This is a genomic window from Rhodopseudomonas sp. BR0G17, from assembly GCF_010907025.1.
GTDB lineage: Bacteria > Pseudomonadota > Alphaproteobacteria > Rhizobiales > Xanthobacteraceae > Rhodopseudomonas > Rhodopseudomonas palustris_H.
Map to the genome: position 1 here is coordinate 15,545 of NZ_QUML01000011.1, position 20,204 is coordinate 35,748.

21 protein-coding genes are annotated in these 20,204 nt (G+C 63.4%); 12 read left to right on the plus strand and 9 right to left on the minus strand.

The annotated features are described in order from the left end of the window. Positions 1 to 9: 9 nt before the first annotated feature. Entirely contained in the window at positions 10 to 543 is a 534-nt protein-coding gene (locus DY467_RS10815; protein WP_164635949.1) for a TadE/TadG family type IV pilus assembly protein, read from the minus strand. Positions 544 to 748: 205 nt separating this feature from the next. Here DY467_RS10815 and DY467_RS10820 point away from each other — a divergent pair, with 205 nt between their 5' ends. The 10 genes from DY467_RS10820 to DY467_RS10865 all read left to right on the plus strand — a co-directional run bounded on the left by DY467_RS10820 (position 749) and on the right by DY467_RS10865 (position 9,926). Continuing rightward, positions 749 to 985, plus strand: coding sequence for a hypothetical protein (locus DY467_RS10820; protein WP_164635950.1), 237 nt, complete (start codon positions 749 to 751; stop codon positions 983 to 985). 310 nt (positions 986 to 1,295) lie between these two features. Then, a complete protein-coding gene (locus DY467_RS10825) occupies positions 1,296 to 1,460 on the plus strand; it encodes a Flp family type IVb pilin (protein ID WP_011159214.1) in 165 nt (54 codons plus the stop codon). A gap of 328 nt (positions 1,461 to 1,788) precedes the next feature. Beyond that, on the plus strand, positions 1,789 to 2,313 hold the full coding sequence (locus DY467_RS10830; RefSeq protein ID WP_164572673.1) for an A24 family peptidase: 525 nt from the start codon (positions 1,789 to 1,791) through the stop codon (positions 2,311 to 2,313). 124 nt (positions 2,314 to 2,437) lie between these two features. Next, positions 2,438 to 3,007 (plus strand): Flp pilus assembly protein CpaB, encoded by a 570-nt coding sequence (gene cpaB / locus DY467_RS10835; protein ID WP_349627628.1) that lies wholly within the window; start codon positions 2,438 to 2,440, stop codon positions 3,005 to 3,007. 14 nt (positions 3,008 to 3,021) lie between these two features. Beyond that, a complete protein-coding gene (locus tag DY467_RS10840) occupies positions 3,022 to 4,464 on the plus strand; it encodes a type II and III secretion system protein family protein (RefSeq protein WP_164635953.1) in 1,443 nt (480 codons plus the stop codon). 19 nt (positions 4,465 to 4,483) lie between these two features. Beyond that, positions 4,484 to 5,212, plus strand: coding sequence for a CpaD family pilus assembly protein (locus DY467_RS10845; protein ID WP_107345433.1), 729 nt, complete (start codon positions 4,484 to 4,486; stop codon positions 5,210 to 5,212). After that, complete coding sequence (locus DY467_RS10850) at positions 5,209 to 6,480, plus strand: CpaE/TadZ family protein (protein ID WP_107345434.1); 1,272 nt, start codon at positions 5,209 to 5,211, stop codon at positions 6,478 to 6,480. Before DY467_RS10845 ends, DY467_RS10850 begins: the two co-directional genes overlap by 4 nt. A gap of 21 nt (positions 6,481 to 6,501) precedes the next feature. Continuing rightward, positions 6,502 to 7,956 (plus strand): TadA family conjugal transfer-associated ATPase, encoded by a 1,455-nt coding sequence (locus DY467_RS10855; RefSeq protein WP_164635956.1) that lies wholly within the window; start codon positions 6,502 to 6,504, stop codon positions 7,954 to 7,956. A gap of 12 nt (positions 7,957 to 7,968) precedes the next feature. Further along, a complete protein-coding gene (locus DY467_RS10860) occupies positions 7,969 to 8,943 on the plus strand; it encodes a type II secretion system F family protein (RefSeq protein WP_164636107.1) in 975 nt (324 codons plus the stop codon). Positions 8,944 to 8,951: 8 nt separating this feature from the next. After that, on the plus strand, positions 8,952 to 9,926 hold the full coding sequence (locus tag DY467_RS10865; protein WP_164573099.1) for a type II secretion system F family protein: 975 nt from the start codon (positions 8,952 to 8,954) through the stop codon (positions 9,924 to 9,926). A 23-nt stretch (positions 9,927 to 9,949) separates the two neighbouring features. Here the strand turns inward: DY467_RS10865 and DY467_RS10870 are convergent, their stop codons facing one another. Continuing rightward, entirely contained in the window at positions 9,950 to 10,744 is a 795-nt protein-coding gene (locus tag DY467_RS10870; RefSeq protein ID WP_164635958.1) for a tetratricopeptide repeat protein, read from the minus strand. A 116-nt stretch (positions 10,745 to 10,860) separates the two neighbouring features. Here DY467_RS10870 and DY467_RS10875 point away from each other — a divergent pair, with 116 nt between their 5' ends. Together DY467_RS10875 and DY467_RS10880 are read left to right on the plus strand one after the other, a co-directional pair. Further along, positions 10,861 to 12,243 carry a leucyl aminopeptidase family protein gene (locus DY467_RS10875; RefSeq protein ID WP_164635960.1) on the plus strand — a complete coding sequence of 461 codons (1,383 nt, stop codon included), beginning with the start codon at positions 10,861 to 10,863 and terminating at the stop codon, positions 12,241 to 12,243. Continuing rightward, entirely contained in the window at positions 12,236 to 13,081 is an 846-nt protein-coding gene (locus tag DY467_RS10880) for a C40 family peptidase (protein WP_164635962.1), read from the plus strand. The genes DY467_RS10875 and DY467_RS10880 overlap by 8 nt, the downstream gene beginning before the upstream one ends. On the opposite strand, the gene DY467_RS10885 is transcribed toward DY467_RS10880, so the two are convergent. The 7 genes from DY467_RS10885 to DY467_RS10915 are packed head-to-tail and all read right to left on the minus strand — an operon-like array spanning position 13,065 to position 20,195. Further along, on the minus strand, positions 13,065 to 13,703 hold the full coding sequence (locus DY467_RS10885; RefSeq protein ID WP_164635964.1) for an NUDIX domain-containing protein: 639 nt from the start codon (positions 13,701 to 13,703) through the stop codon (positions 13,065 to 13,067). The two genes, DY467_RS10880 and DY467_RS10885, sit on opposite strands and share 17 nt — an antisense overlap. Positions 13,704 to 13,710: 7 nt before the next feature. Further along, a complete protein-coding gene (locus tag DY467_RS10890) occupies positions 13,711 to 15,348 on the minus strand; it encodes an ABC transporter ATP-binding protein (protein WP_164635966.1) in 1,638 nt (545 codons plus the stop codon). Next, positions 15,348 to 15,788 (minus strand): type II toxin-antitoxin system VapC family toxin, encoded by a 441-nt coding sequence (locus DY467_RS10895; protein WP_164635968.1) that lies wholly within the window; start codon positions 15,786 to 15,788, stop codon positions 15,348 to 15,350. The genes DY467_RS10890 and DY467_RS10895 overlap by 1 nt, the downstream gene beginning before the upstream one ends. Continuing rightward, positions 15,788 to 16,003, minus strand: a complete 216-nt coding sequence (locus DY467_RS10900) for a hypothetical protein (RefSeq protein WP_164635970.1) — start codon at positions 16,001 to 16,003, stop codon at positions 15,788 to 15,790. Before DY467_RS10900 ends, DY467_RS10895 begins: the two co-directional genes overlap by 1 nt. 34 nt (positions 16,004 to 16,037) lie before the next feature. Next, positions 16,038 to 17,216, minus strand: coding sequence for an ABC transporter permease (locus DY467_RS10905; RefSeq protein WP_164635971.1), 1,179 nt, complete (start codon positions 17,214 to 17,216; stop codon positions 16,038 to 16,040). After that, positions 17,216 to 18,325: a microcin C ABC transporter permease YejB gene (locus DY467_RS10910; protein ID WP_107345446.1), complete on the minus strand. Its 1,110-nt coding sequence runs from the start codon at positions 18,323 to 18,325 to the stop codon at positions 17,216 to 17,218. The genes DY467_RS10905 and DY467_RS10910 overlap by 1 nt, the downstream gene beginning before the upstream one ends. 1 nt (position 18,326) lies before the next feature. Then, on the minus strand, positions 18,327 to 20,195 hold the full coding sequence (locus tag DY467_RS10915) for an extracellular solute-binding protein (RefSeq protein ID WP_164635973.1): 1,869 nt from the start codon (positions 20,193 to 20,195) through the stop codon (positions 18,327 to 18,329). Positions 20,196 to 20,204: the final 9 nt, after the last annotated feature.

Below are 20,204 nucleotides of genomic sequence, written 5' to 3' on the forward strand. Positions count from 1 at the left end.
GCTGCTCGCTCAAGGCTCGTTGCGGAACGCGGCGGTTGCCGACAGAAGTCGCTTACCGCCGGCAAGATTTGAGGTGTCGAAGCCGAGACCGGTGACAAACAATGGCCATTGATAGAAGGCGCGAACCACGATGATATCGCCAGCCTTACCGATGTTATACTGCATGTTGTCGACGAAATTCTTGTTGGTATCAATCGGTGTGGTGATGTTCACGGTGCTGAAGTCACTGCCATAATTCTGCACGTCGACGCGGACGCCGTTGCAATCGAAAAGCGAGATGAGACGCTTGCAGATCTCGGTCTTGAACTGATCCTGCGTCATCGAGGAATTCTGAGCCTGCCGCGTAAAGATCAGCCGCGACGAATCCTGAACCGCGGTCTCCAGCACCTGGCTGGCGAAGAAGATCATCGCCACTTCGATGATCGCGAACAACAACGCGAAGAAAATCGGGGCAACGATCGCAAACTCGACTGCCGCAGAGCCATTCCGGTTACGACGAAATTTGCGAGCCATTGCTCGCGCCGGTGAAACGATGGACGGCATCGATCCGCAACCCTCTTCCGTCAGTCGACCTCTGTTCGAGGCAACCTAATCGCAACACATTGTGGAAGTGTTTCGCTGTATTGAAACGAAATGCGACGCGCTGTTAACCTCGCGTCAACCACAACGTTCTGGCCCCAAAGGTGTCGGCTGGCCGCCACACTTAGGAAGCTGGCGAGACACATCCGCAATGAGCGGATCCAGAACCATGCAGAGACAGCCTGATCAGCTTCGCCTGATCCGCGCCGTCAGCAATTACCCCTCAGCACCGGCACTGGCAGGCGCAGAAAGCACGTCCAACAACCCGAAGGAACAGAGCGTGGTCGCCGAATGGCGCATGAAATGGATCGACGGCGCTCTCAACTGTGGAAGGTTTACGAACCGACGGACGTGGTTCTTAGCGGCATCGGTACACGACAATGAAAAGGCGCCCGCCGATTTATGAATCAAGCTGAAATCGAAACAGAACAAGTTGATACAGTTTGTCCGATTTTGAAGCAGCTTGCGTCGCGCTGGTACGGACCACGGTATCGGCGTGCCGAGAACACGGACTTCGCCACTCAATTACTTCAAATTAACAGCACATTTACCCTCCCCCGGAAGTGCCAACGAAACACCTGATGCCCCCATGTTTACGCAATCGAATTAACTGCGCTGCAATTTCCCCCCCCTAGGGTTAGCTCCATGGTCACGGTGCTGAGAACGCCGGCAAGACCAAACAGAGTTCGACAGCCACGTGTACATGGAGCTACCCGATGAAGAACATCGTTGCGCGTTTCATCAAGGACGAATCCGGCGCCACCGCGATTGAATACGGCCTGATCGCCGCCGGCATCTCGCTCGCCATCATTGCCGCGGTGCAGGGCCTCGCCGGCAAGCTGAACTCGACCTTCACCAGCGTCCAGAACGCGCTGAAGTAATCGACGGGTCGGCCGAACAATCAAGGCCCCGGCACTCCGGGGCCTTTTTTGTTCACCCTCCGTCTCACGATCAGAACTGCAATGCACCGTTCCGATCATATCCAACCGATTCCGGCGCCTGATGGCGCAGTGGCGGCCTCACGCGACACGGCCGCGCGGCAGATGGTCTGCGCAGCCCTCGCGCTCGCAGTCGCAGCGGTTATTGTCCAGATCGCTGCGACGTTCTGGTGAGGACGGACCGCATTTCCCGATCATTCACTTCTGCCGTCTAGTTTGGCTTTCGAACCCGTGCTGGTTCGATTGTCCGCAGAGTTCCGACGAGGCCAAGATGATCGCCGACCTGCTTCGCATTTCGCTGTTTCCTGCGTTGATGGCCTTCGCCGCAACCAGCGACTTGCTGACGATGACGATCTCCAACCGGATTTCGCTGTTGCTCGTCGCCGGCTTCCTGCTCTTGGCGCCGCTCACCGGACTCGGCGCATACGACATCCTGCTGCACTTCGGGGCCGGCGCGCTGGTGCTTGCGGTCGCCTTTGGCTGCTTTGCGATGGGCTGGATCGGCGGCGGCGACGCCAAGGTGGTGGCCGCCGCGGCGCTATGGTTCGGCTTCGACCACCTGTTGGACTACCTGCTGTACGCTTCGCTGTTCGGCGGCGCGCTGACGCTGTTGCTGCTCGGCTTCCGGCAGTGGCCTCTGCCCTATCGCCTGGCTTGCCAGGGCTGGGTCCTGCGGCTGCACGACCAGCAAACTGGCATTCCTTACGGCATCGCGCTGGCGATGGGCGCGCTGGTGATCTATCCGCACACCGAATGGATCAAGGCGGTCGATATCGCCCGTCTCTCTCTGGGCTGATTGCCCGGGAACCTCCCGTTAACGCGATTTAGATACGCCTCATTAACCATGCTTTGACGAATAGCTGGTCAACTCGCCTCACTGCGGCGGGTGCGCCGCCCGAGTCATGTGGAAAGTGAAGCGTATGAATCCCGCGCGCATTGTCGTGCTGACCGTCGCTGTCGGTGCCGGCGGCGTCGCCGCTTATCTGGCCAGCAGCGCCGGTCCGCAGCCGGCTGCCGCTGCTGCGCCGGCTGCCCAGCTTCAGACGATCGAAGTCCTGGTCGCCAAGAACGACATTCCGCTCGGTCAAGTCGTGACGGCTGGCAATCTGCAATGGCAGACTTGGCACGCCGCAAGTGCCAGCTCGAACTTCATCCGCCGCGACACTCAACCCAGCGCCACCACCGATGTTGGCGGCTCGATCGCCCGCGCGCCCTTCATTGCCGGTGAGCCGATCCGCAAACAGAAGCTCGTCAAAGGCGATGGTTCCGGCCTCGTGCCCGCGATCCTGCCTGCCGGCATGCGCGCCATCTCGACCGAGATCTCCGTGGAGAGCGGCGCAGGCAGCGCACGACAAAAGGAAACGCTGTCGCCGGCACCGCACCTTGCCGATGCGCGGCAGACTGCCTCGAACGACACCACCGAAGCCAAGCGTGGCTCCGTCAAGGTGGCGCGCTACGAAATTACCACTCAGACATCGTTGCAGAGATGATCGGAGGACGGGATATGACTCGCAATACCGGCCCCCGATTGACCCACTTCTGGCGCGGCACGGCGTTCGCCCTATCCGCAGCCGTGGCGCTGACGCTGATCCCGAGCTGGACCGCGGTTCACGCCAGCGACTACCGTGCGGCACCTGTCCCACCGGCATCGTCCGGCCTGAATGCCCAATCGGTTTCGCTCGGCATCGGCAAGTCGATGGTGATCGACCTGCCGCGCGACATCAAAGACGTGCTGGTTGCGGATCCGAAGATCGCCAATGCGGTGGTCCGTTCGGCACAGCGCGCCTACATCATCGGCGCCGCCGTCGGCCAGACCAACATCGTGTTCTTCGATTCCGCCGGCCGGCAGATCGCCGCCTACGACATCGCAGTCACGCGCGACCTCAACGGTCTCCGGACTGCGCTCAAGCAGACCTTGCCCAACGCCGAAATCCAGGTCGAAGGCCTTGGCGATGGCGTGATGCTGAACGGCTGGGTGACCTCCCCGATCGACGCTCAGCAGGCTTACGACCTCGCCGTGCGGTTGGTGGGTGAAGACAAGAAGGTCGTCAACAACATCGCGGTCCGCGGCCGCGATCAGGTGATGCTGAAGATCACCGTTGCCGAAGTGCAGCGGGACATCGTCAAGCAGCTCGGCGTCGACCTCAGTGCCAACATGGCCTACGGCACCGCCGTGGTGAACTTCAACAACTCCAATCCATTCACCCAGTCGGGTGGTCCGCTGGTTTCGACCAATGCACTGACCACCAAATTCGGATCGCTGCCGTCGGTCACTGCAACGCTGCGCGCGATGGAAAGCGCCGGCGTCGTGCGTACCCTCGCCGAGCCGAATCTGACGGCGATCTCCGGCGAGCCGGCCACCTTCCTGGCCGGCGGTGAATTCCCGGTGCCAAGCGGCGTGACCTGCACCAACGGCGTCTGCACCCCGTCGGTGACATTCAAGAAGTTCGGTATCCTGCTCAACTTCACGCCGGTCGTGATGACCGCAGGCCGGATCAGCCTGAAGGTGATGACCGAAGTCTCCGAGGTGTCGAGCGACAACTCTGTCATCATCAGCAACATGTCGGTGCCGTCGATCAAGACCCGCCGCGTCGAGAGCACGGTGGAAATTCCCTCGGGCGGCTCGCTCGCGATGGCCGGCTTGATTCAGGAGCAGACCAAGCAGGCCATCAATGGCATGCCCGGTGCGGCGCAACTGCCGATCCTCGGCACGCTGTTCCGCAGCCGCGACTACATCAACCGCCAGACCGAGCTGATGGTGCTGGTGACGCCCTATGTGGTGCGCGCCGTGGCGCAAAAGGATCTGTCCCGGCCCGACGACGGCTTCGCCGACGCCTCGGATCCGCAATCCGACCTGCTCGGCAGCATCAACAAGCTCTACGGCGTTCCCGGCCGGACCGAGCCCGCCCGCACCTATCGCGGCCGGTTCGGCTTCATCACCGACTAGGCGGAGCGAGGACAGCACGATGACATCTCCTACCTCCGCCAAAGTGGCACGCGGCCTCGGTCTCGGGGCCGCTTTGATCGGTTTTTCGCTGTCGCTGGGGGCCTGCACCCACACCAGCCGGGAAGTCGAAGTCACCCAGAGCATCCCGACCGACTATCGGCAGCGCCATCCGATCGCGATCCGCGAGGCCGATCGCACGGTCGAAGTCTTCGTCGGCAACGGCCGGGGCGGTCTCACCCCCGTGCAGCGCGCGGAAGTCGCCGAGCTCGGGCAGACCTGGCTGCGTGAAGGCACTGGCGCGATCATCGCCGAAGTGCCCTCCGATACGCCCAACGCCCGCGCCGCCTCCGACACCATCCGAGAGATTCAGTCGGTGCTCGCGGCCAACGGCGTGCCGCCGCGCGGCGTGACGGTGAAGCACTATCGTCCGGCCGATCCGCGCACGTTTGCGACCATCCGCCTGATCTATCCGAGGGTGACCGCCGTGGCGGGGCCATGCGGGTTGTGGCCGGAGGATCTCGGTCCGAGCATCAAGAACAAGGGCTACTACGACAATCGTCCGTACTGGAATCTCGGCTGCGCCAACCAGCGCAATCTTGCTGCGATGGTCGAAAATCCCGCCGATCTGGTCCAGCCGCGCCCTGAAACGCCGCCTTACACCGCACGTCGCGCTGTGACCTACGACACCTATCGCACGACCAAACCGGACACGAGCGACAAGAGCAAGTTGAGCGGTGTCGGACAATGATCAGTTACTCGCGGCAAAATCAGGACGAACCGGCCACGGCGGCCCCGGATGCGGGGCCGGAGGATCACATCGCGCCGGCTCCCCGCGTCTCGGTTCAAGCATTCTGCGAGACCGTCGAGACTGCCGCCGCCGTGCAGGCTGCAGGCGAAGATCGTCGTCTCGCCAAGGCGCATCTGAAGATCCAGATGGGCGGCGTGGTCGCGGCGATCGAAGCCTATCGCTCCGCCCCGACGCCGAACGTCATCGTGCTAGAAACCGACGCGCGCAGCGACGTGCTGGCCGGTCTCGACCAGCTCGCGACGGTGTGCGATCCGGGCACGCGGGTGATCGTGATCGGCAAAGTCAACGACGTGACGCTGTATCGCGAGCTCGTCCGGCGCGGCGTCAGCGACTACGCGATCGCGCCGGTGCAGCCGATCGACGTCGTGCGCTCAATTTGCAATCTGTTCTCGGCCCCTGAAGCCAAAGCCGTCGGCCGCATTATCGCAGTGGTCGGAGCAAAAGGGGGCGTTGGCGCATCCACCGTCGCCCACAACGTCGCCTGGGCGATCGCCCGTGACCTGGCGCTGGACTCGGTCGTAGCCGATCTCGATCTCGCGTTCGGCACCGCCGGCCTCGACTACAATCAGGACCCGCCGCAAGGCATCGCCGAAGCGGTGTTTGCACCCGACCGCGTCGATACCGCCTTCGTCGATCGCCTGCTGTCGAAATGCACCGACCATCTAAGCCTGCTGGCTGCGCCGGCGACGCTGGACCGCGTCTACGATTTTGGCGCCGATGCTTTCGACTCGGTCTTCGACACGCTCCGTACCACGATGCCGTGCATCGTGCTCGACGTGCCGCATCAATGGACCGGATGGGCCAAGCGTTCCCTCATCACCGCCGATGACATTCTGATCGTCGCGACGCCCGATCTCGCCAATCTGCGCAACACCAAGAACCTGATCGACCTCTTGAAGGCGGGACGGCCGAACGATCGTCCCCCGCTCTACTGTCTCAATCAGGTCGGGGTGCCGAAGCGGCCCGAGATCTCTACGAGCGAGTTCGCCAAGGCGATTGAGAGCCCACCGATCGTCTCGATCCCGTTCGAGCCGCAGATCTTCGGCGCAGCCGCCAACAACGGCCAGATGATCGCGGAAATCGCGGCGAACCATAAGACGACGGAAATGTTCCTGCAGATCGCCCAGCGGCTGACGGGACGCGGAGAGGCCAAGAAGCCGAAGGGGTCGTTCCTCGGGCCGATTCTGGAGAAGTTGCGGGCCAAGTAAGCCTGGTGTTGGAGTATCGAGGTGTTTGGTAAGCGCGGACCGGAAAACGAAGTCAGGGCCCTGAAACCGGCGAGCTTCTCGCCGGAGCCGACGATGCGCGCCGTCGAACCCAAGCCGGTCGTGTCATCACCACCGCTGGCACCAGCGCGCCCCCCTTCAGCGCCGCCGGTGGCCGTCGAGACGCGCCGTTCCGAGAACTACTACCAAGTCAAGGCGACGATCTTCGGCGCGCTGATCGAAGCGATCGATCTGGCGCAGCTTGCCAAGCTCGACGGCGAATCCGCCCGTGAAGAAATCCGCGACATCGTCAACGAGATCATCGCGATCAAGAACATCGTGATGTCGATCGCCGAGCAGGAGGAACTGCTCGACGACATCTGCAACGACGTGCTCGGCTATGGTCCGCTAGAGCCGCTGCTGTCGCGCGACGACATTTCCGACATCATGGTCAACGGCGCCGGCACGGTTTACATCGAAGTCGCAGGCCGGATTCAACGCACCGGCATTCGGTTTCGCGACAATCAGCAGCTCCTCAACATCTGCCAGCGCATCGTCAGCCAAGTCGGTCGGCGCGTCGACGAATCCTCACCGATTTGCGACGCGCGCCTCGCCGACGGCTCCCGCGTCAACGCGATTGTGCCGCCGCTGGCGATCGACGGACCAGCCCTCACCATCCGCAAATTCAAGAAGGACAAGCTGACGCTCGACCAGTTGGTCAAATTCGGCGCGATCACGCCGGAGGGCGCTCAGATTCTGCAGATCATCGGCAGGGTCCGCTGCAACGTGCTGATCTCCGGCGGTACCGGCTCGGGTAAAACGACCCTCCTGAACTGCCTGACCAACTATATCGACGACGACGAGCGCATCATCACCTGCGAAGACGCGGCCGAACTGCAACTGCAGCAGCCGCACGTGGTGCGCCTTGAAACGCGGCCCCCGAACATCGAAGGCGAAGGCCAGATCACGATGCGAGATCTGGTCCGCAACTGTCTGCGTATGCGTCCTGAGCGGATCATCGTCGGCGAAGTCCGCGGACCAGAGGCGTTCGACCTGTTGCAGGCGATGAACACTGGCCACGACGGCTCGATGGGCACGCTGCACGCCAACAATCCGCGCGAAGCCCTGTCACGTTGTGAATCGATGATCACGATGGGCGGCTTCGCCCTGCCCTCGCGCACGATCCGCGAGATGATCTGCGCCTCGATCGACGTCATCATCCAGGCGGCGCGCCTGCGTGACGGCTCCCGCCGCATCACTCACGTCACCGAGGTGGTGGGGATGGAAGGCGACACCATCATCACCCAGGATATCTTCGTCTACGACCTGTTGGGCGAGGATGCCAACGGTCACATCGTCGGCCGCCACCGCGCCACCGGCATCGGTCGCCCGCGGTTCTGGGAACGCGCCCGCTATTACGGCGAAGAGCAACGACTCGCCGCGGCGCTGGATGCCGCGGAGGTCGTGGTCAACTCATAAGAGGCCGGAGCGATAGAAATGCAAACGCTCGCACTCGGCTTCTTCGCTGCCATCGCCGTCGGCGGTGTGGCATGGGTTTTCGTCTATCCGCTGCTGTCCGGAGAGAAGACTGTCGAACAGCGGCTGACCTCCGTCGCGCGCTCCACGCCCACCGTGCGTCAAGCCGATCGCACGCAGCGGTCACGGCGCGAGCAGATCGAAGGCTCTCTCAAAGAGATCGAGACCCGCAACGAAAAGCAGAAGAACGTCCCGCTGACCGCCAAGCTGTCGCAGGCTGGCCTCGATTGGACTCCCGGCAAATTCGGCGTGGTTTCGGCTTCGCTCGGCATCTTCGTGTTCGGTATCGCGATCATCTTGGGCGCCGGACTGCCGGCCGCGGCCGGTCTTGGTTTCGCCGCCGGCTTCGGACTGCCGCGCTGGACGCTCGGCTATCTCAAGCGCCGCCGCGAGAAGAAGTTTCTGGCTGCCCTTCCCGACGCGGTTGACGTTATCGTTCGCGGTATCAAGGCCGGCCTGCCATTGTTCGACTCGATCAAGATGGTGGCCGCCGATTCACCTGAGCCGCTGCGGGGCGAGTTCAATGCCATCATCGAGACCCAGGCGATCGGCATGCCGATCGGCGAGGCCTGCGCCCGGCTGTATGAGCGGATGCCGATTCCCGAAGCGAACTTCTTCGGCATCGTGATCTCGATCCAGCAAAAATCGGGCGGCAACCTTTCCGAAGCGCTCGGAAACCTCTCCAAGGTGCTCCGCGATCGTAAGAAGATGGCCGAAAAAATCCAGGCGATGTCGATGGAAGCCAAAGCGTCTGCGGCGATCATCGGTTCGCTGCCGATCATCGTGATGCTGCTGGTCTATGTGACGACCCCGGACTACATCTCGCTGCTGTGGACGCATCCGACCGGTCGCATCCTGCTCGCGGCTTCGGCGCTGTGGATGTCGGCGGGCATCTTCGTGATGAAGAAGATGATCAACTTCGACTTCTGAGGGCGGCCATGTTGGATTTTCTGATCGAGAAGTTCCACGACGCGCGGTTCATGGCGACGCTGCTCGCGGCCATCGCGGCGAGCGCGACGGTCTACACCCTCATCATTCCGTTCTTTGCAGGCGAGACGCTTGCCAAGCGAATGAAGGCAGTCGGCAGCGAACGCGAGCGCCTGCGTCAGCGCGAACGCGATCGTCTCGCCAAAGCCGAGAAGGTGTCACTGCGCCAAGCGCCGAAGAAATTCGTGGCGCGCGTGGTGGAAGACTTCAACCTCGCCAAATGGCTGGCGCAAGAATCCGCACGCGACAAGCTGGTGATGGCCGGCTACCGCGGCCAGGCACCCTACGTCACCTTCCTGTTCTTCCGTATGGTGATGCCGATCGCGTTCGGTATAGCTTCAGCACTGTACGTGTTTGTCATCGCGAATTTCGACCAGCCGCTGACGGTCAAGATCGGTATGTGCCTCGCCGCGATCTTCTTCGGCATGCAGGCGCCGATGCTGTTTCTGAAAAACGCGATCCAGAAACGGCAACTGTCGATCAAGCGGGCGTTTCCCGACGCGCTCGACCTGCTGCTGATCTGCATCGAATCCGGCATGTCGATCGAAACCGCGTTCCGTCGGGTCTCGATCGAGATCGGATCGCAGTCGATCCCGCTCGCCGAAGAATTCACTCTGACCACCGCCGAGCTGTCCTATCTGCAGGACCGCAAGCAAGCCTACGAGAATCTGGCGCTACGCACCGGCCTCGACGGCGTGAAGTCGGTCTGCCTGGCGCTGCAGCAGTCGGAGCGATACGGCACGCCGCTCGGTCAGAGCCTGCGGGTGATGGCGCAGGAAAACCGCGACATGCGCATGAACGAGGCCGAGAAGAAGGCGGCAGCACTGCCGCCCAAGCTCACCGTGCCGATGATCGTGTTCTTCCTGCCGGTGCTGTTCGTGGTGATCCTGGGCCCGACCGGCATTCGCATCGCGGCGATGCAGTAAGGTCGACCGCTTAAAGGATCAGCTTAGCGGCCGGCGGCTAGCACGCCACGGCCCGCCGCTCGGGCGGCATCATGGCCGCTCACCATCTCCTTGAGATAGGCGACGTTGGCGGCGGCCTCGTCCGGCGGCAGGTCGGCACGGACGATCGACTCGGCTTCGGCGTAGCGGCCCTGCAGGCCGATCACCAGCGCTAGGTTCTGACGCACGCGCGAGTCCGCCCGGCCACTGGCGTAGGCACGCCGCAGCGTGTCTTCGGCTTTCGGCAGCTCTTTGGTCAGCACGTAGGACATGCCGAGGTTCGACAGCACCGAGGGCTCGTCCGGCGCGAGCCGCAGCGCGCTGGCGTAGTAACGCCGCGCTTCCTCATTGCGTCCCATCTGGTCGAGGACGGTGCCTTGCACCGACAGGATTCGCCAATCGGGATTGTCGGGGCTGTGCGCCCGCGCCAGCGTGTCGAACGCCAACTGGAAGTTGCCGTTGTCGGCGAGCGCGCGGCCATACGCGGCCCGCACCGCTTTGTTGCTCGGATTGGCAAGCGAGGCCTTCTCCAGCACCGCAACGGCCTGGGCGCGCTGGCCGATCGCGCGCAGCGCGTTGCCGTAAGCGATTGCGGCGTCGGGATCGTTGGGGCGGGATCGGTAGCGATCGCCAGCGAGCTCGACCGCGCGGTTCGGATCGGCTGCGGCCTCGTTGCGGCTGCCGAGCGAGCCGGTGACATCGGCCATGCCCATGGACTTGCAACCTGCAAGCGACACCGCCAGGCTGACGGTCAGCGCCGCGGATGCGGCAACCCGGGCAAGACAAGGCAGGTCGCGCATGGCACCATACTCACAAAGCCGACGAATTCTGGCCCAGCAATAGAGCGTTAACCCTAATGTTGGGTTAATCCTTCCGGCCATCGGCGCCGCCTTAAGATTCGAAAGAGCCGCAACGCATGCACCCGATTTTCCAAACCGAGCCCACTCCGTCCGCAACGCCAATTCTGTTCGTCACCAAATCGAGCTGGGATGCGGTGCGAGTTGATCTGCCCGAAGCAGCTCAGCGCTTTGCAACGGCGAGCGGCTATAGCGGCAAGCCGGGTCAGTACCTGGCGCTACCGACGGCGGACGGCGAGATTGGACATGTGCTGTTCGGCCTCAACGAGCCGGGCGCGAAAAGCCACGACCCGTTCCGTCCCGGCGCCCTGCCCGGGCTGCTGCCCGCCGGCGTCTATCGTTTCGCCAACACGCCTCACGATGTGCGGCTCGCCGCTCTCGCCTTCGCGCTCGGCGCCTATAAGTTTGGCCGCTATCGCAAGGCCGAGCCGCCGGCCGTGCGTCTGGTTCCGCCCGATGGCGTCGATGCCGCCGCGATCAGCCGCGCCGCAGACGCCGCGGCGCTGGCGCGCGACCTCATCAACACGCCGTCGAACGACATGGGGCCGGCTGAACTCGCCGACGCTGCGGACGCACTGGCGACGCGCTTCGGCGCGAGCATCAGCGTCATCGTCGGTGACGAGCTCGCCACCCAGAACTTCCCGCTGATCCGCGCGGTCGGCATGGCGTCGACCCGCGCACCGCGGCTGATCGATCTGACCTGGGGTGATCCTTCCCATCCGAAGGTCACGCTGGTCGGCAAGGGCGTGTGCTTCGACACCGGCGGCCTCGATCTGAAGCCGTCGAGCGCTATGCTGATCATGAAGAAGGACATGGGCGGCGCCGCCAACGTCCTGGCGCTGGCTTCGATGATCATGGACGCCGGGTTGAAGCTGCGGCTGCGCGTGCTGATCCCTGCGGTCGAGAACTCCGTCGCCGGCAACGCAATGCGGCCGCTCGATATCTTCCCGTCTCGCAAGGGGCCGACCGTCGAGATCGGCAACACCGATGCCGAAGGCCGGCTGGTGCTGGCCGATGCGCTCGCTTATGCGGACGAGGAAGCGCCGGACCTGCTGATCGATCTCGGCACGCTGACCGGCGCAGCACGCGTCGCGCTCGGCCCCGATCTGCCGCCCTACTACACCAACGATGAAGCGCTGGCGCTCGACGTCGCGCGCCACGCGAGCGCGGAGAACGATCCGCTGTGGCGGATGCCGCTATGGGGCCCGTACGACTCGTGGCTCGACTCCAAGGTCGCAAACATCAACAACGCGCCGTCCGGCGGATTCGCCGGCTCGATTACGTGCGCGCTGTTCCTGCAGCGCTTCGTCGAAGCCGCCAAGAGCTGGCTACACGTCGACATCTACGGCTGGACGCCGAAGGGCAAACCCGGTCGTCCCGAAGGCGGCGAATGCCAGGCCGCGCGCGCGATCTTCGCGCTGTTGAGCGAGCGCTATGGCTGATCGAAGGCTAACGCCGGCGCGGCCCGACCTCGCCGCGAAACATCTCGAAGGCCAAGTCACCGCGGCGCGTTTCGTCGAAGGTGAAGTGTTCGAAGTCAGCTACGGCGTGGCGCCGGTGCGGCGCGAGCCGTTTTCCGGTGCGATGCTGGAGACCGAGGCGCTGAAAGGCGAGCGCGTCACCGTCTATGACCGGACCGAAGAAGGCTGGGCCTGGGGCCAGCTGATGACCGACGGCTATGTCGGCTGGCTTCCGGACCTCGCTCTATATAGACCCGCCGCTGAGCCGACCCACAAGGTGACGGCGCTACGCACTTTCGCGTTCCACGGTCCTTCGATCAAACTGCCGCCGGCGGAGACGCTGCCACTCGGCGCGCGGCTGGCGATCGTGCGCGAGGATGCGAGTTTCGCGGTGACGCAGGAAGGCTGGCACGTGCCGCGCCGGCACGTCGCACCGCTGGCTGACGTCGAAGCCGACTTCGTCGCGGTTGCCGAACGCTTCGTCGGCACGCCGTATCTGTGGGGCGGTCGTAGCAGTCTCGGCATCGACTGTTCGGGTCTGGTGCAAACCGCGCTGGCGGCCTGCGGGATCGCTGCGCCGCGTGACAGCGATATGCAGGAAGCCGCGCTCGGCACACCGGTGTCGCTCGACCAGCAAGCCGCGCTGAAGCGCGGGGACCTGTTGTTCTGGAAAGGCCACGTCGCAATCGCACGCGACGCCGCCAGCATCGTGCACGCCAATGCTTATCACATGGCAACGGCAATCGAACCGACGCAGCAGGCGATCGCGCGGATCGCAGCGGCCGGCAGCTCGCTGACGGCGATCAAGCGGCTCGGCTGAAACACTCGCGCAGCCGCGCACGATTGAGCGCCAGCCACTGCAAGGCGGTGACAAGCAGCGCGTTGTTGAACGCGCCGCGGCTGAGCGCCGCCAGCGCCTCGTCGATCGTCACGACGAACGGCTCGGTGTCCTCGTCTTCTTCGGCCAAGCCGGCGCGTTGCAGCACGGCGCTAGAATCGACGTGACCAACAAAGAAGATGACCTGTTCATCGGTGAGGCCGGGGGTCGGTAGCACGCGATAAAGTTCGGCAAGCTGCGTCGGCGCGACGCCGATCTCCTCGATGCATTCGCGCCGCGCCGCATCCGCATCACTCTCGTGCGGATCGACCCGGCCGGCGACGATTTCGACCATGTCGCCGCGCCCAGTGGCAAGATGCGCCGGAAGGCGAAACTGCCGGATCAGGACGACCGAATCCCGCGCCAGATCGATCGGGACCACGGCCGCAACGCGGCTGGCGCGCAGCACGTCCCGCCGCTGCAACAGCGGCGGCTCGCCGTCGCGCCGGATCGACACCTCGAAACGCTGATAGGACATGAACCCCTGCCCGATCAGCTCAGGCGCCGACACGGTGACATCCGCCGCGTGGTCCGCGAGCTGATTAGTTTGGTCGCTCTCGCTCATCAAACACCTATTGGGCCGCAGCGCCGCCGGGCGCGGTCTCGAGCCGGAACGCGGCGGCAAACAGCGCCCGCGTATAGTCGGTCTTCGGAGACTTGAACAGCTCGGCCGCAGGACCTTCCTCGACCACTTTGCCTTGTTTCATGACGATCAGATGACTGGCAAGCGAGGCCACGACGCGCAGATCGTGCGAAATGAACATATAGGTCAGATCGCGCTTGCGCTGCAGTTCGCGTAGCAGATCGACCATCTGCGCCTGAAACAGCATGTCGAGCGCGCTGGTCGGCTCGTCCAGCACGACGAAGTTCGGCTCGAGCACCACCGCGCGCGCGATCGAAATCCGCTGCCGCTGACCACCGGAGAACTCGTGCGGATAGCGGAAGCGGGTCGCCGGATCGAGGCCGACCTCCTTCAGCGCCTTGATCACCCGCGCTTCGCGCTCGGCCTCGCCGAGTTGCGGCTGATGCACGCTGAGCCCCTCGGCGATGATATCGCCGACCGACATGCGCGGGCTAAGCGCGCCGAACGGGTCCTGAAACACGATCTGCATATCGCGGCGGAACGGCCGCATCTGCTTGAACTTCAAGCCCTGGATGTCGTTGCCGAGAAACACGATCGGCCCGTCGGACGAGATCAGCCGCAGCATCGCCAATCCGAGCGTGGTCTTGCCCGAGCCGGACTCGCCGACCACGCCGAGCGTCTCACCTTTACGGATCGCCAGCGTCACACCATCGACCGCCTTGATGTGCCCGACCGTCTTGCGCATCAGGCCGCGACGGATCGGAAACCAGACCTTGAGATCGTCGGTGGAGATTACCACCGGCGCATCGGGACACGGCGGCGCCGGGTCGGGCTTCGGCTCGGCCGCCAGCAGCGCCTTGGTGTAGGGATGCTGCGGATCGGTGAACACTTGTTCGACCGGCCCCTGCTCGACGATCTTGCCGGTGTGCATCACGCACACCGTGTCGGCGATGCGACGGACGATGCCGAGATCGTGGGTGATGAACAGCATGCTCATCCCGAGCCGCGCGCGGATGTCCGCGAGCAGCGCCAGGATCTGCGCCTGAACGGTGACGTCGAGCGCCGTGGTCGGCTCGTCGGCGATCAAAAGATCCGGCTCGTTGGCGAGCGCCATCGCGATCATCACGCGCTGCCGCTGCCCGCCGGACAGTTGATGCGGATAGCTGGCGAGACGCGTCTCCGGCTCGGGAATGCCGACCTGAGTCAGCAGCTCGATGATCCGCGCCCGCGCCTTGGCGCCGCGCACACCGCCGTGCAATTGCAGGATCTCGCCGATCTGCGCCTCGATCGTGTGCAGCGGATTGAGCGAGGTCATCGGCTCCTGAAACACGATCGAGATCTCGTTGCCGCGAATGCCGCGGATCTCGCGCTCGGACATCCCCAGCAGTTCGCGCCCCTTGAACCGGATCTGGCCGGACGGATGCGACGCGCTCGGATACGGCAGCAGCTTCAGGATCGACAGCGCGCTGACCGACTTGCCCGAGCCGGACTCACCCACCAGCGCAACGCATTCGCCCCGCTTGATCCGGAACGACACATGATCGACCGCCGTCGTCGTCCCGCTGGGCTGATGGAAGGCGACGGACAGGTCGCTGACATCGAGCAGAGGCTGGTTGATCGCGTCCATCAGACAAGCTCGCTGAGTTGAAGCCATGTCGGCCCGCCGGCGATCGCACGGCCCAGCCGTTGGTCTTCGGTCAAGAAGTATTCACATCCCGCCGCTCGCGCGGTCGCCACGTGGATCGCGTCCATCGGTTTGATCCCCAGTTCAGCCTGGATATGACAGGAAGCTAGGAGGATATCTCGACTGACCGGCACCGTCAGAAGCGGACTAAGAGGTGAAAAGAACAACTCGTACTTTTCCAAATAGTCGGGGTTTTTGAGCGAGATCGGCTTTGGCATGACCTCGGCCATCGTCAATTCGGAGGTGACCACCCGCACGTCATCAGCATCGATCGCGCCTAAAAATGCGCGGATCGTCTCGGCCCATTGGCTCCCTTGCTCGATCGCATAGATGATGATGTTCGAGTCCAGGTAGATCGGCCGATCTTTGAAACGCGCCCACATCAGTGATCTTCGCGCAACTCGCGGATATGCCGAACGACGTCTTCGTCGCTGCCGTGGAGATTGGGAACGGAGCCTGCGAGCGGAGCGAGCATGATCCTCGCCTTGCGATCGGCCTTGGGCCTAAATTCGATCTCGACCCAGCCGTGCTGCGGCAAACCTTCCTGAAGGTCCGACGGCAGCTTATCGACCGGATACTCTCGAACAATCTTGTTCATCGCCTCTGCTCCGGAATGAGAATTTATCACACCTTCACCTGAACGTCTTGCGCGGGTCGAAGGCGTCGCGGACGGCTTCGCCGATGAAGATCAGCAGCGACAGCATGATGGCGACGGCGAAGAACCCGGTGAAGCCGAGCCATGGTGCCTGGACGTTGGCCTTGCCCTGCGCCAGCAATTCGCCCAGCGACGGCGAGCCAGGCGGCAAGCCGAAGCCGAGGAAGTCCAGCGCCGTCAAGGTCATCACCGAGGATGACACGATGAACGGCAGGAACGTCATGGTCGCCACCATCGCGTTCGGCAGCAGGTGACGGACCATGATCTTGGCGTTGGACACGCCGAGCGCTCGGGCCGCGGTGATGTACTCGAAGTTTCTGCCGCGCAGAAACTCGGCCCGCACCAAGCCGACCAGCGACACCCAGCTGAACAGCAACAGGATGCCGAGCAGCACGAAGAAACCCGGCACCAGCACCGACGACAGAATCAGCAGCAGGTACAGCGACGGGATTGCAGTCCACACTTCGATCAGCCGTTGGAAGGTGAGATCGACCCAGCCGCCGAAATAGCCCTGGATGCCGCCGGCCGCGACGCCGATGATCGACGAGATGATCGTCAGGCTGAGGCCGAACAGAATCGAGATCCGGAAGCCGTAGATCAGCCGTGCGACCACGTCGCGGCCCTGATCGTCAGTGCCGAGCCAGTTGTATTCGAGATCACGGCAGCTCTTGACGCCCTTCTTGGCGACCACCGCGGCGCATTCCTGCTCGGTCAGCAGCCAGGTCGGCTTCGACGGTGCCGGCGTCGGCAGGTCGAGATTGTGGGTGCCGTAGGAATAGCGGATCGGCGCCCAGATCACCGTGCCGCCGTTGTCGGCGATCAGCTTCTGCAGAAACGGATCACGATAATCCGCCGCCGTTTCGAAGTCGCCGCCGAAGGTGGTCTCGGAATAGGTTACGACCGCCGGGAAATAATAATGGCCGTCGAGCTTGATCAGCAGCGGCCGGTCGTTGGCGATGAATTCGGCGAACAGCGAGATGCCGAACAGCACCAGAAAGATCCAGAACGACCAGTAGCCGCGCCGGTTGGCTTTGAAATTCTGCCAGCGCCGCTTGTTCAGCGGCGACAGCGACAGCCGGTGGCGCGTCGGCGGCACCGCCTCGCCGAGCGGCGCCTGCGTGGTGGTTTCGATCGGCTCGCGTGCGATCAGCGTCATCAGACGTCCCGCGCCTCGAAGTCGATCCGGGGATCGATCCACATATAGGTGAGATCGGAAATCAGGTTCACCACCAGGCCGACCAGGGAAAAGATGAAGAGCGTGCCAAACACCACCGGATAGTCGCGGTTGAGTACGCTTTCGAAGCCGAGCAGGCCGAGCCCGTCGAGCGAGAAAATGGTCTCGATCAACAGCGAGCCCGAGAAGAACGCGTGGATGAAGGCGCTGGGAAAGCCGGCGATCACGATCAGCATGGCATTGCGGAACACGTGTCCGTATAGCACCTGGGTCTCGCTGCAGCCCTTGGCGCGCGCAGTCATGACATATTGCTTACGGATCTCGTCCAGGAACGAGTTTTTGGTCAGCAGCGTCATGGTGGCGAACGCACCGAGCGCCATCGAGATCAACGGCAGCGTCAGGTGCCAGAAATAGTCGAGGATCTTCCAGTACCAGGGAAACTGGCTCCACCCGTCGGAGGTCAGTCCGCGCAGCGGAAACCAACTGAAGAATGAGCCGCCGGCGAACAGGATGATCAACAGGATCGCGAACAGGAAGCCCGGGATCGCGAAGCCGACGATGATCACCGCGGAAGTCCAGGTGTCGAATTTCGAGCCGTCCTGCACCGCCTTGCGAATGCCGAGCGGAATCGAGATCAGATAGGTCAGCAGCGTCATCCAGATCCCGAGTGACATCGAAACCGGCAGCTTTTCCTTGATCAGCTGCAGCACGCTGACATCGCGGAAGTAGCTCTTACCGAAATCGAACCGCGCGAAATTCCACAGCATGATCGCGAAGCGCTCGGGCGCCGGCTTGTCGAAGCCGAACTGCTTTTCGAGGCTCTTGACGAATTCCGGATCAAGCCCCTGGGCGCCGCGATATTTCGAGTTCACCGCGTCCGCCGAACCGGCGACCTGCGGCCGTGCACCGAAGTCACCACCGGACGACCCCGAGATGCGCGACGAGGCGCCGGTGTCGGCGCCGGAAATCTGCGCGATCACTCGTTCGACCGGACCGCCGGGCGCGAACTGCACGACGACAAAAGAGACGAACAGAATCCCGAGCAGGGTCGGAAACATCAGCAGGACGCGGCGAGCGATATAGGCGGCCATGCTATTTCTTCCCCCGGTCGGCCGCAGCCGCCGTATCCTTCGCCCACCACAGTTCCGGCACGCCGACGCCGGCGTATTTTGGCAGATTGGGCGGATGGCCGAACACGTCCCAATAGGCGAGCCGGTGCGAGGCCGAATACCATTGCGGCACCCAATAGCGCCCGGCGCGGATCAGACGGTCGAGCGCCCGCGCCGCCACTACCAGCTTGATGCGGGTGTCGGCGGCGATCACCTGATCGATCATCGCATCGATCACCGGATCGGAAATGCCGGCGAGGTTGTTCGAACCCTTGGTGGCGGCCGCCTGCGACGAGAAGAAATTGCGCAGCGCGTCGCCCGGTACCGTCGAGAAGCTGTAGCGCTCGATCGCGAGATCGAAATCGAAATCATCGCGACGCGCCCGCTGCTGCACGGGATCGACCAGCCGCAAGGTTGCTTCGATGCCGAGCGTGCCGAGGTTCTTGATGAACGGCATATGGTGGGGCTGGAATGCCGGCTCTTCGAGCAGGAATTCAACGCGGAACGGCTCACCGGACGGCGTCAGGCGTTTGCCGTTCTTGATCGGGAAACCCGCGTCGTTGAGCAGCTGCGCGCCGTGCCGCAGCAGCGCGCGGTCTTGCCCGGAGCCGTCGGAGGCCGGCGGCACGAACGGCGCACCGAACACCTCGTCCGGCACCTTGCCGCGAAACGGCTCGAGCAGCGCCAATTCTTCCGGCGACGGCGCGCCCACCGCCATCATGTCCGAATTCTGGAACGGCGACACCGTGCGTGCATAGGTGCCGTACATGATGGTCTTGTTGGTCCACTCGAAATCGAACGCGCAGCCGAGCGCTTCGCGTACCCGCGGATCCTTGAATTTGTCGCGGCGGGTGTTGATGAACCAGCCCTGTGCCCCCGACGGCGTGTCGTCCGGCAGCATCTCGCGCTTGACGCGGCCGTCGTGGATCGCGGGAAAATCGTAGCGGGTGTTCCAGATCCGCGAGGTGAACTCCTCGCGAAACAGGTAGCTACGCCCGGTGAAGCCTTCGAAAGCGACGTCGCGATCGCGATAGAATTCGAACCGCACGGTATCGAAATTGTACGATCCGACATTCACCGGCAGCTTGGCGCCCCACCAATCCTTGACCCGATCGAATTCGATATAGCGGCCCGATTCCATCCGGCCGACCTTGTAGGGCCCACTGCCGAGCGGCACTTCCATGGTCGATTCATCGAACGGCTGATTGGCGTAGTAAGCTTCCGAAAATAGCGGCAGCGCGGCGACGAACAGCGGCACGTCCCGCGCGCGCTTCGGCTTGAAGGTGACGATCAGAGTCGCGTCGCCGTCGGCCTTCGCCTCAATGAAGTCGCGCAGTTGCTGCGTGATCAGCGGATGGCCTTTGGCCTTCAGAATATTGAGCGAGAACGCGGCGTCACGCGCGGTTAGCTTGCTGCCGTCGTGAAATCGCGCCTCGGGCCGCATCGTGAAGCTATAGGTCAGCCCATCGGCGGAGATCGCCACCTTGGACGCGGCAAAGCCGTACATCGCATCGGGCTCATCGCCCGCGCGGGCCATGAGCGTCGCAAAGGTCAGGCCCATCCCCTGCGCCCCGTCGCCCTTGAGGATGAAGGCGTTGAGCGAATTGAAGGTCTGGAACGACTGATTGAAGGCGCGGACCGATGGAATGGTCGAGAACAGCCCGCCCTTGGGAGCCTTCGCATCGACGTAGTCGAACTGCACGAAATCGGCCGGATACTTCAGGTCACCGAACGCCGAGATGCCGTGGGAGACCGTTTCACCGTCGGCCGCGACGGCGGTGCCCCGCAGCTGCGTGGCGGCGAGCGCGCCGACGCCGAGAGCGAGCACGTTGCGACGATTGAGCTGCGCCATACGCGAAGC

Bases quoted from the DNA above. Each gene is read 5' to 3' on its own strand.
- DY467_RS10815 (WP_164635949.1), bottom strand. From the start codon at position 543: ATGCCGTCCATCGTTTCACCGGCGCGAGCAATGGCTCGCAAATTTCGT.
- DY467_RS10820 (WP_164635950.1), top strand. From the start codon at position 749: ATGCAGAGACAGCCTGATCAGCTTCGCCTGATCCGCGCCGTCAGCAAT.
- DY467_RS10825 (WP_011159214.1), top strand. From the start codon at position 1,296: ATGAAGAACATCGTTGCGCGTTTCATCAAGGACGAATCCGGCGCCACC.
- DY467_RS10830 (WP_164572673.1), top strand. From the start codon at position 1,789: ATGATCGCCGACCTGCTTCGCATTTCGCTGTTTCCTGCGTTGATGGCC.
- cpaB (WP_349627628.1), top strand. From the start codon at position 2,438: ATGAATCCCGCGCGCATTGTCGTGCTGACCGTCGCTGTCGGTGCCGGC.
- DY467_RS10840 (WP_164635953.1), top strand. From the start codon at position 3,022: ATGACTCGCAATACCGGCCCCCGATTGACCCACTTCTGGCGCGGCACG.
- DY467_RS10845 (WP_107345433.1), top strand. From the start codon at position 4,484: ATGACATCTCCTACCTCCGCCAAAGTGGCACGCGGCCTCGGTCTCGGG.
- DY467_RS10850 (WP_107345434.1), top strand. From the start codon at position 5,209: ATGATCAGTTACTCGCGGCAAAATCAGGACGAACCGGCCACGGCGGCC.
- DY467_RS10865 (WP_164573099.1), top strand. From the start codon at position 8,952: ATGTTGGATTTTCTGATCGAGAAGTTCCACGACGCGCGGTTCATGGCG.
- DY467_RS10870 (WP_164635958.1), bottom strand. From the start codon at position 10,744: ATGCGCGACCTGCCTTGTCTTGCCCGGGTTGCCGCATCCGCGGCGCTG.
- DY467_RS10875 (WP_164635960.1), top strand. From the start codon at position 10,861: ATGCACCCGATTTTCCAAACCGAGCCCACTCCGTCCGCAACGCCAATT.
- DY467_RS10880 (WP_164635962.1), top strand. From the start codon at position 12,236: ATGGCTGATCGAAGGCTAACGCCGGCGCGGCCCGACCTCGCCGCGAAA.
- DY467_RS10885 (WP_164635964.1), bottom strand. From the start codon at position 13,703: ATGAGCGAGAGCGACCAAACTAATCAGCTCGCGGACCACGCGGCGGAT.
- DY467_RS10890 (WP_164635966.1), bottom strand. From the start codon at position 15,348: ATGGACGCGATCAACCAGCCTCTGCTCGATGTCAGCGACCTGTCCGTC.
- DY467_RS10895 (WP_164635968.1), bottom strand. From the start codon at position 15,788: ATGTGGGCGCGTTTCAAAGATCGGCCGATCTACCTGGACTCGAACATC.
- DY467_RS10900 (WP_164635970.1), bottom strand. From the start codon at position 16,003: ATGAACAAGATTGTTCGAGAGTATCCGGTCGATAAGCTGCCGTCGGAC.
- DY467_RS10905 (WP_164635971.1), bottom strand. From the start codon at position 17,216: ATGACGCTGATCGCACGCGAGCCGATCGAAACCACCACGCAGGCGCCG.
- DY467_RS10910 (WP_107345446.1), bottom strand. From the start codon at position 18,325: ATGGCCGCCTATATCGCTCGCCGCGTCCTGCTGATGTTTCCGACCCTG.
- DY467_RS10915 (WP_164635973.1), bottom strand. From the start codon at position 20,195: ATGGCGCAGCTCAATCGTCGCAACGTGCTCGCTCTCGGCGTCGGCGCG.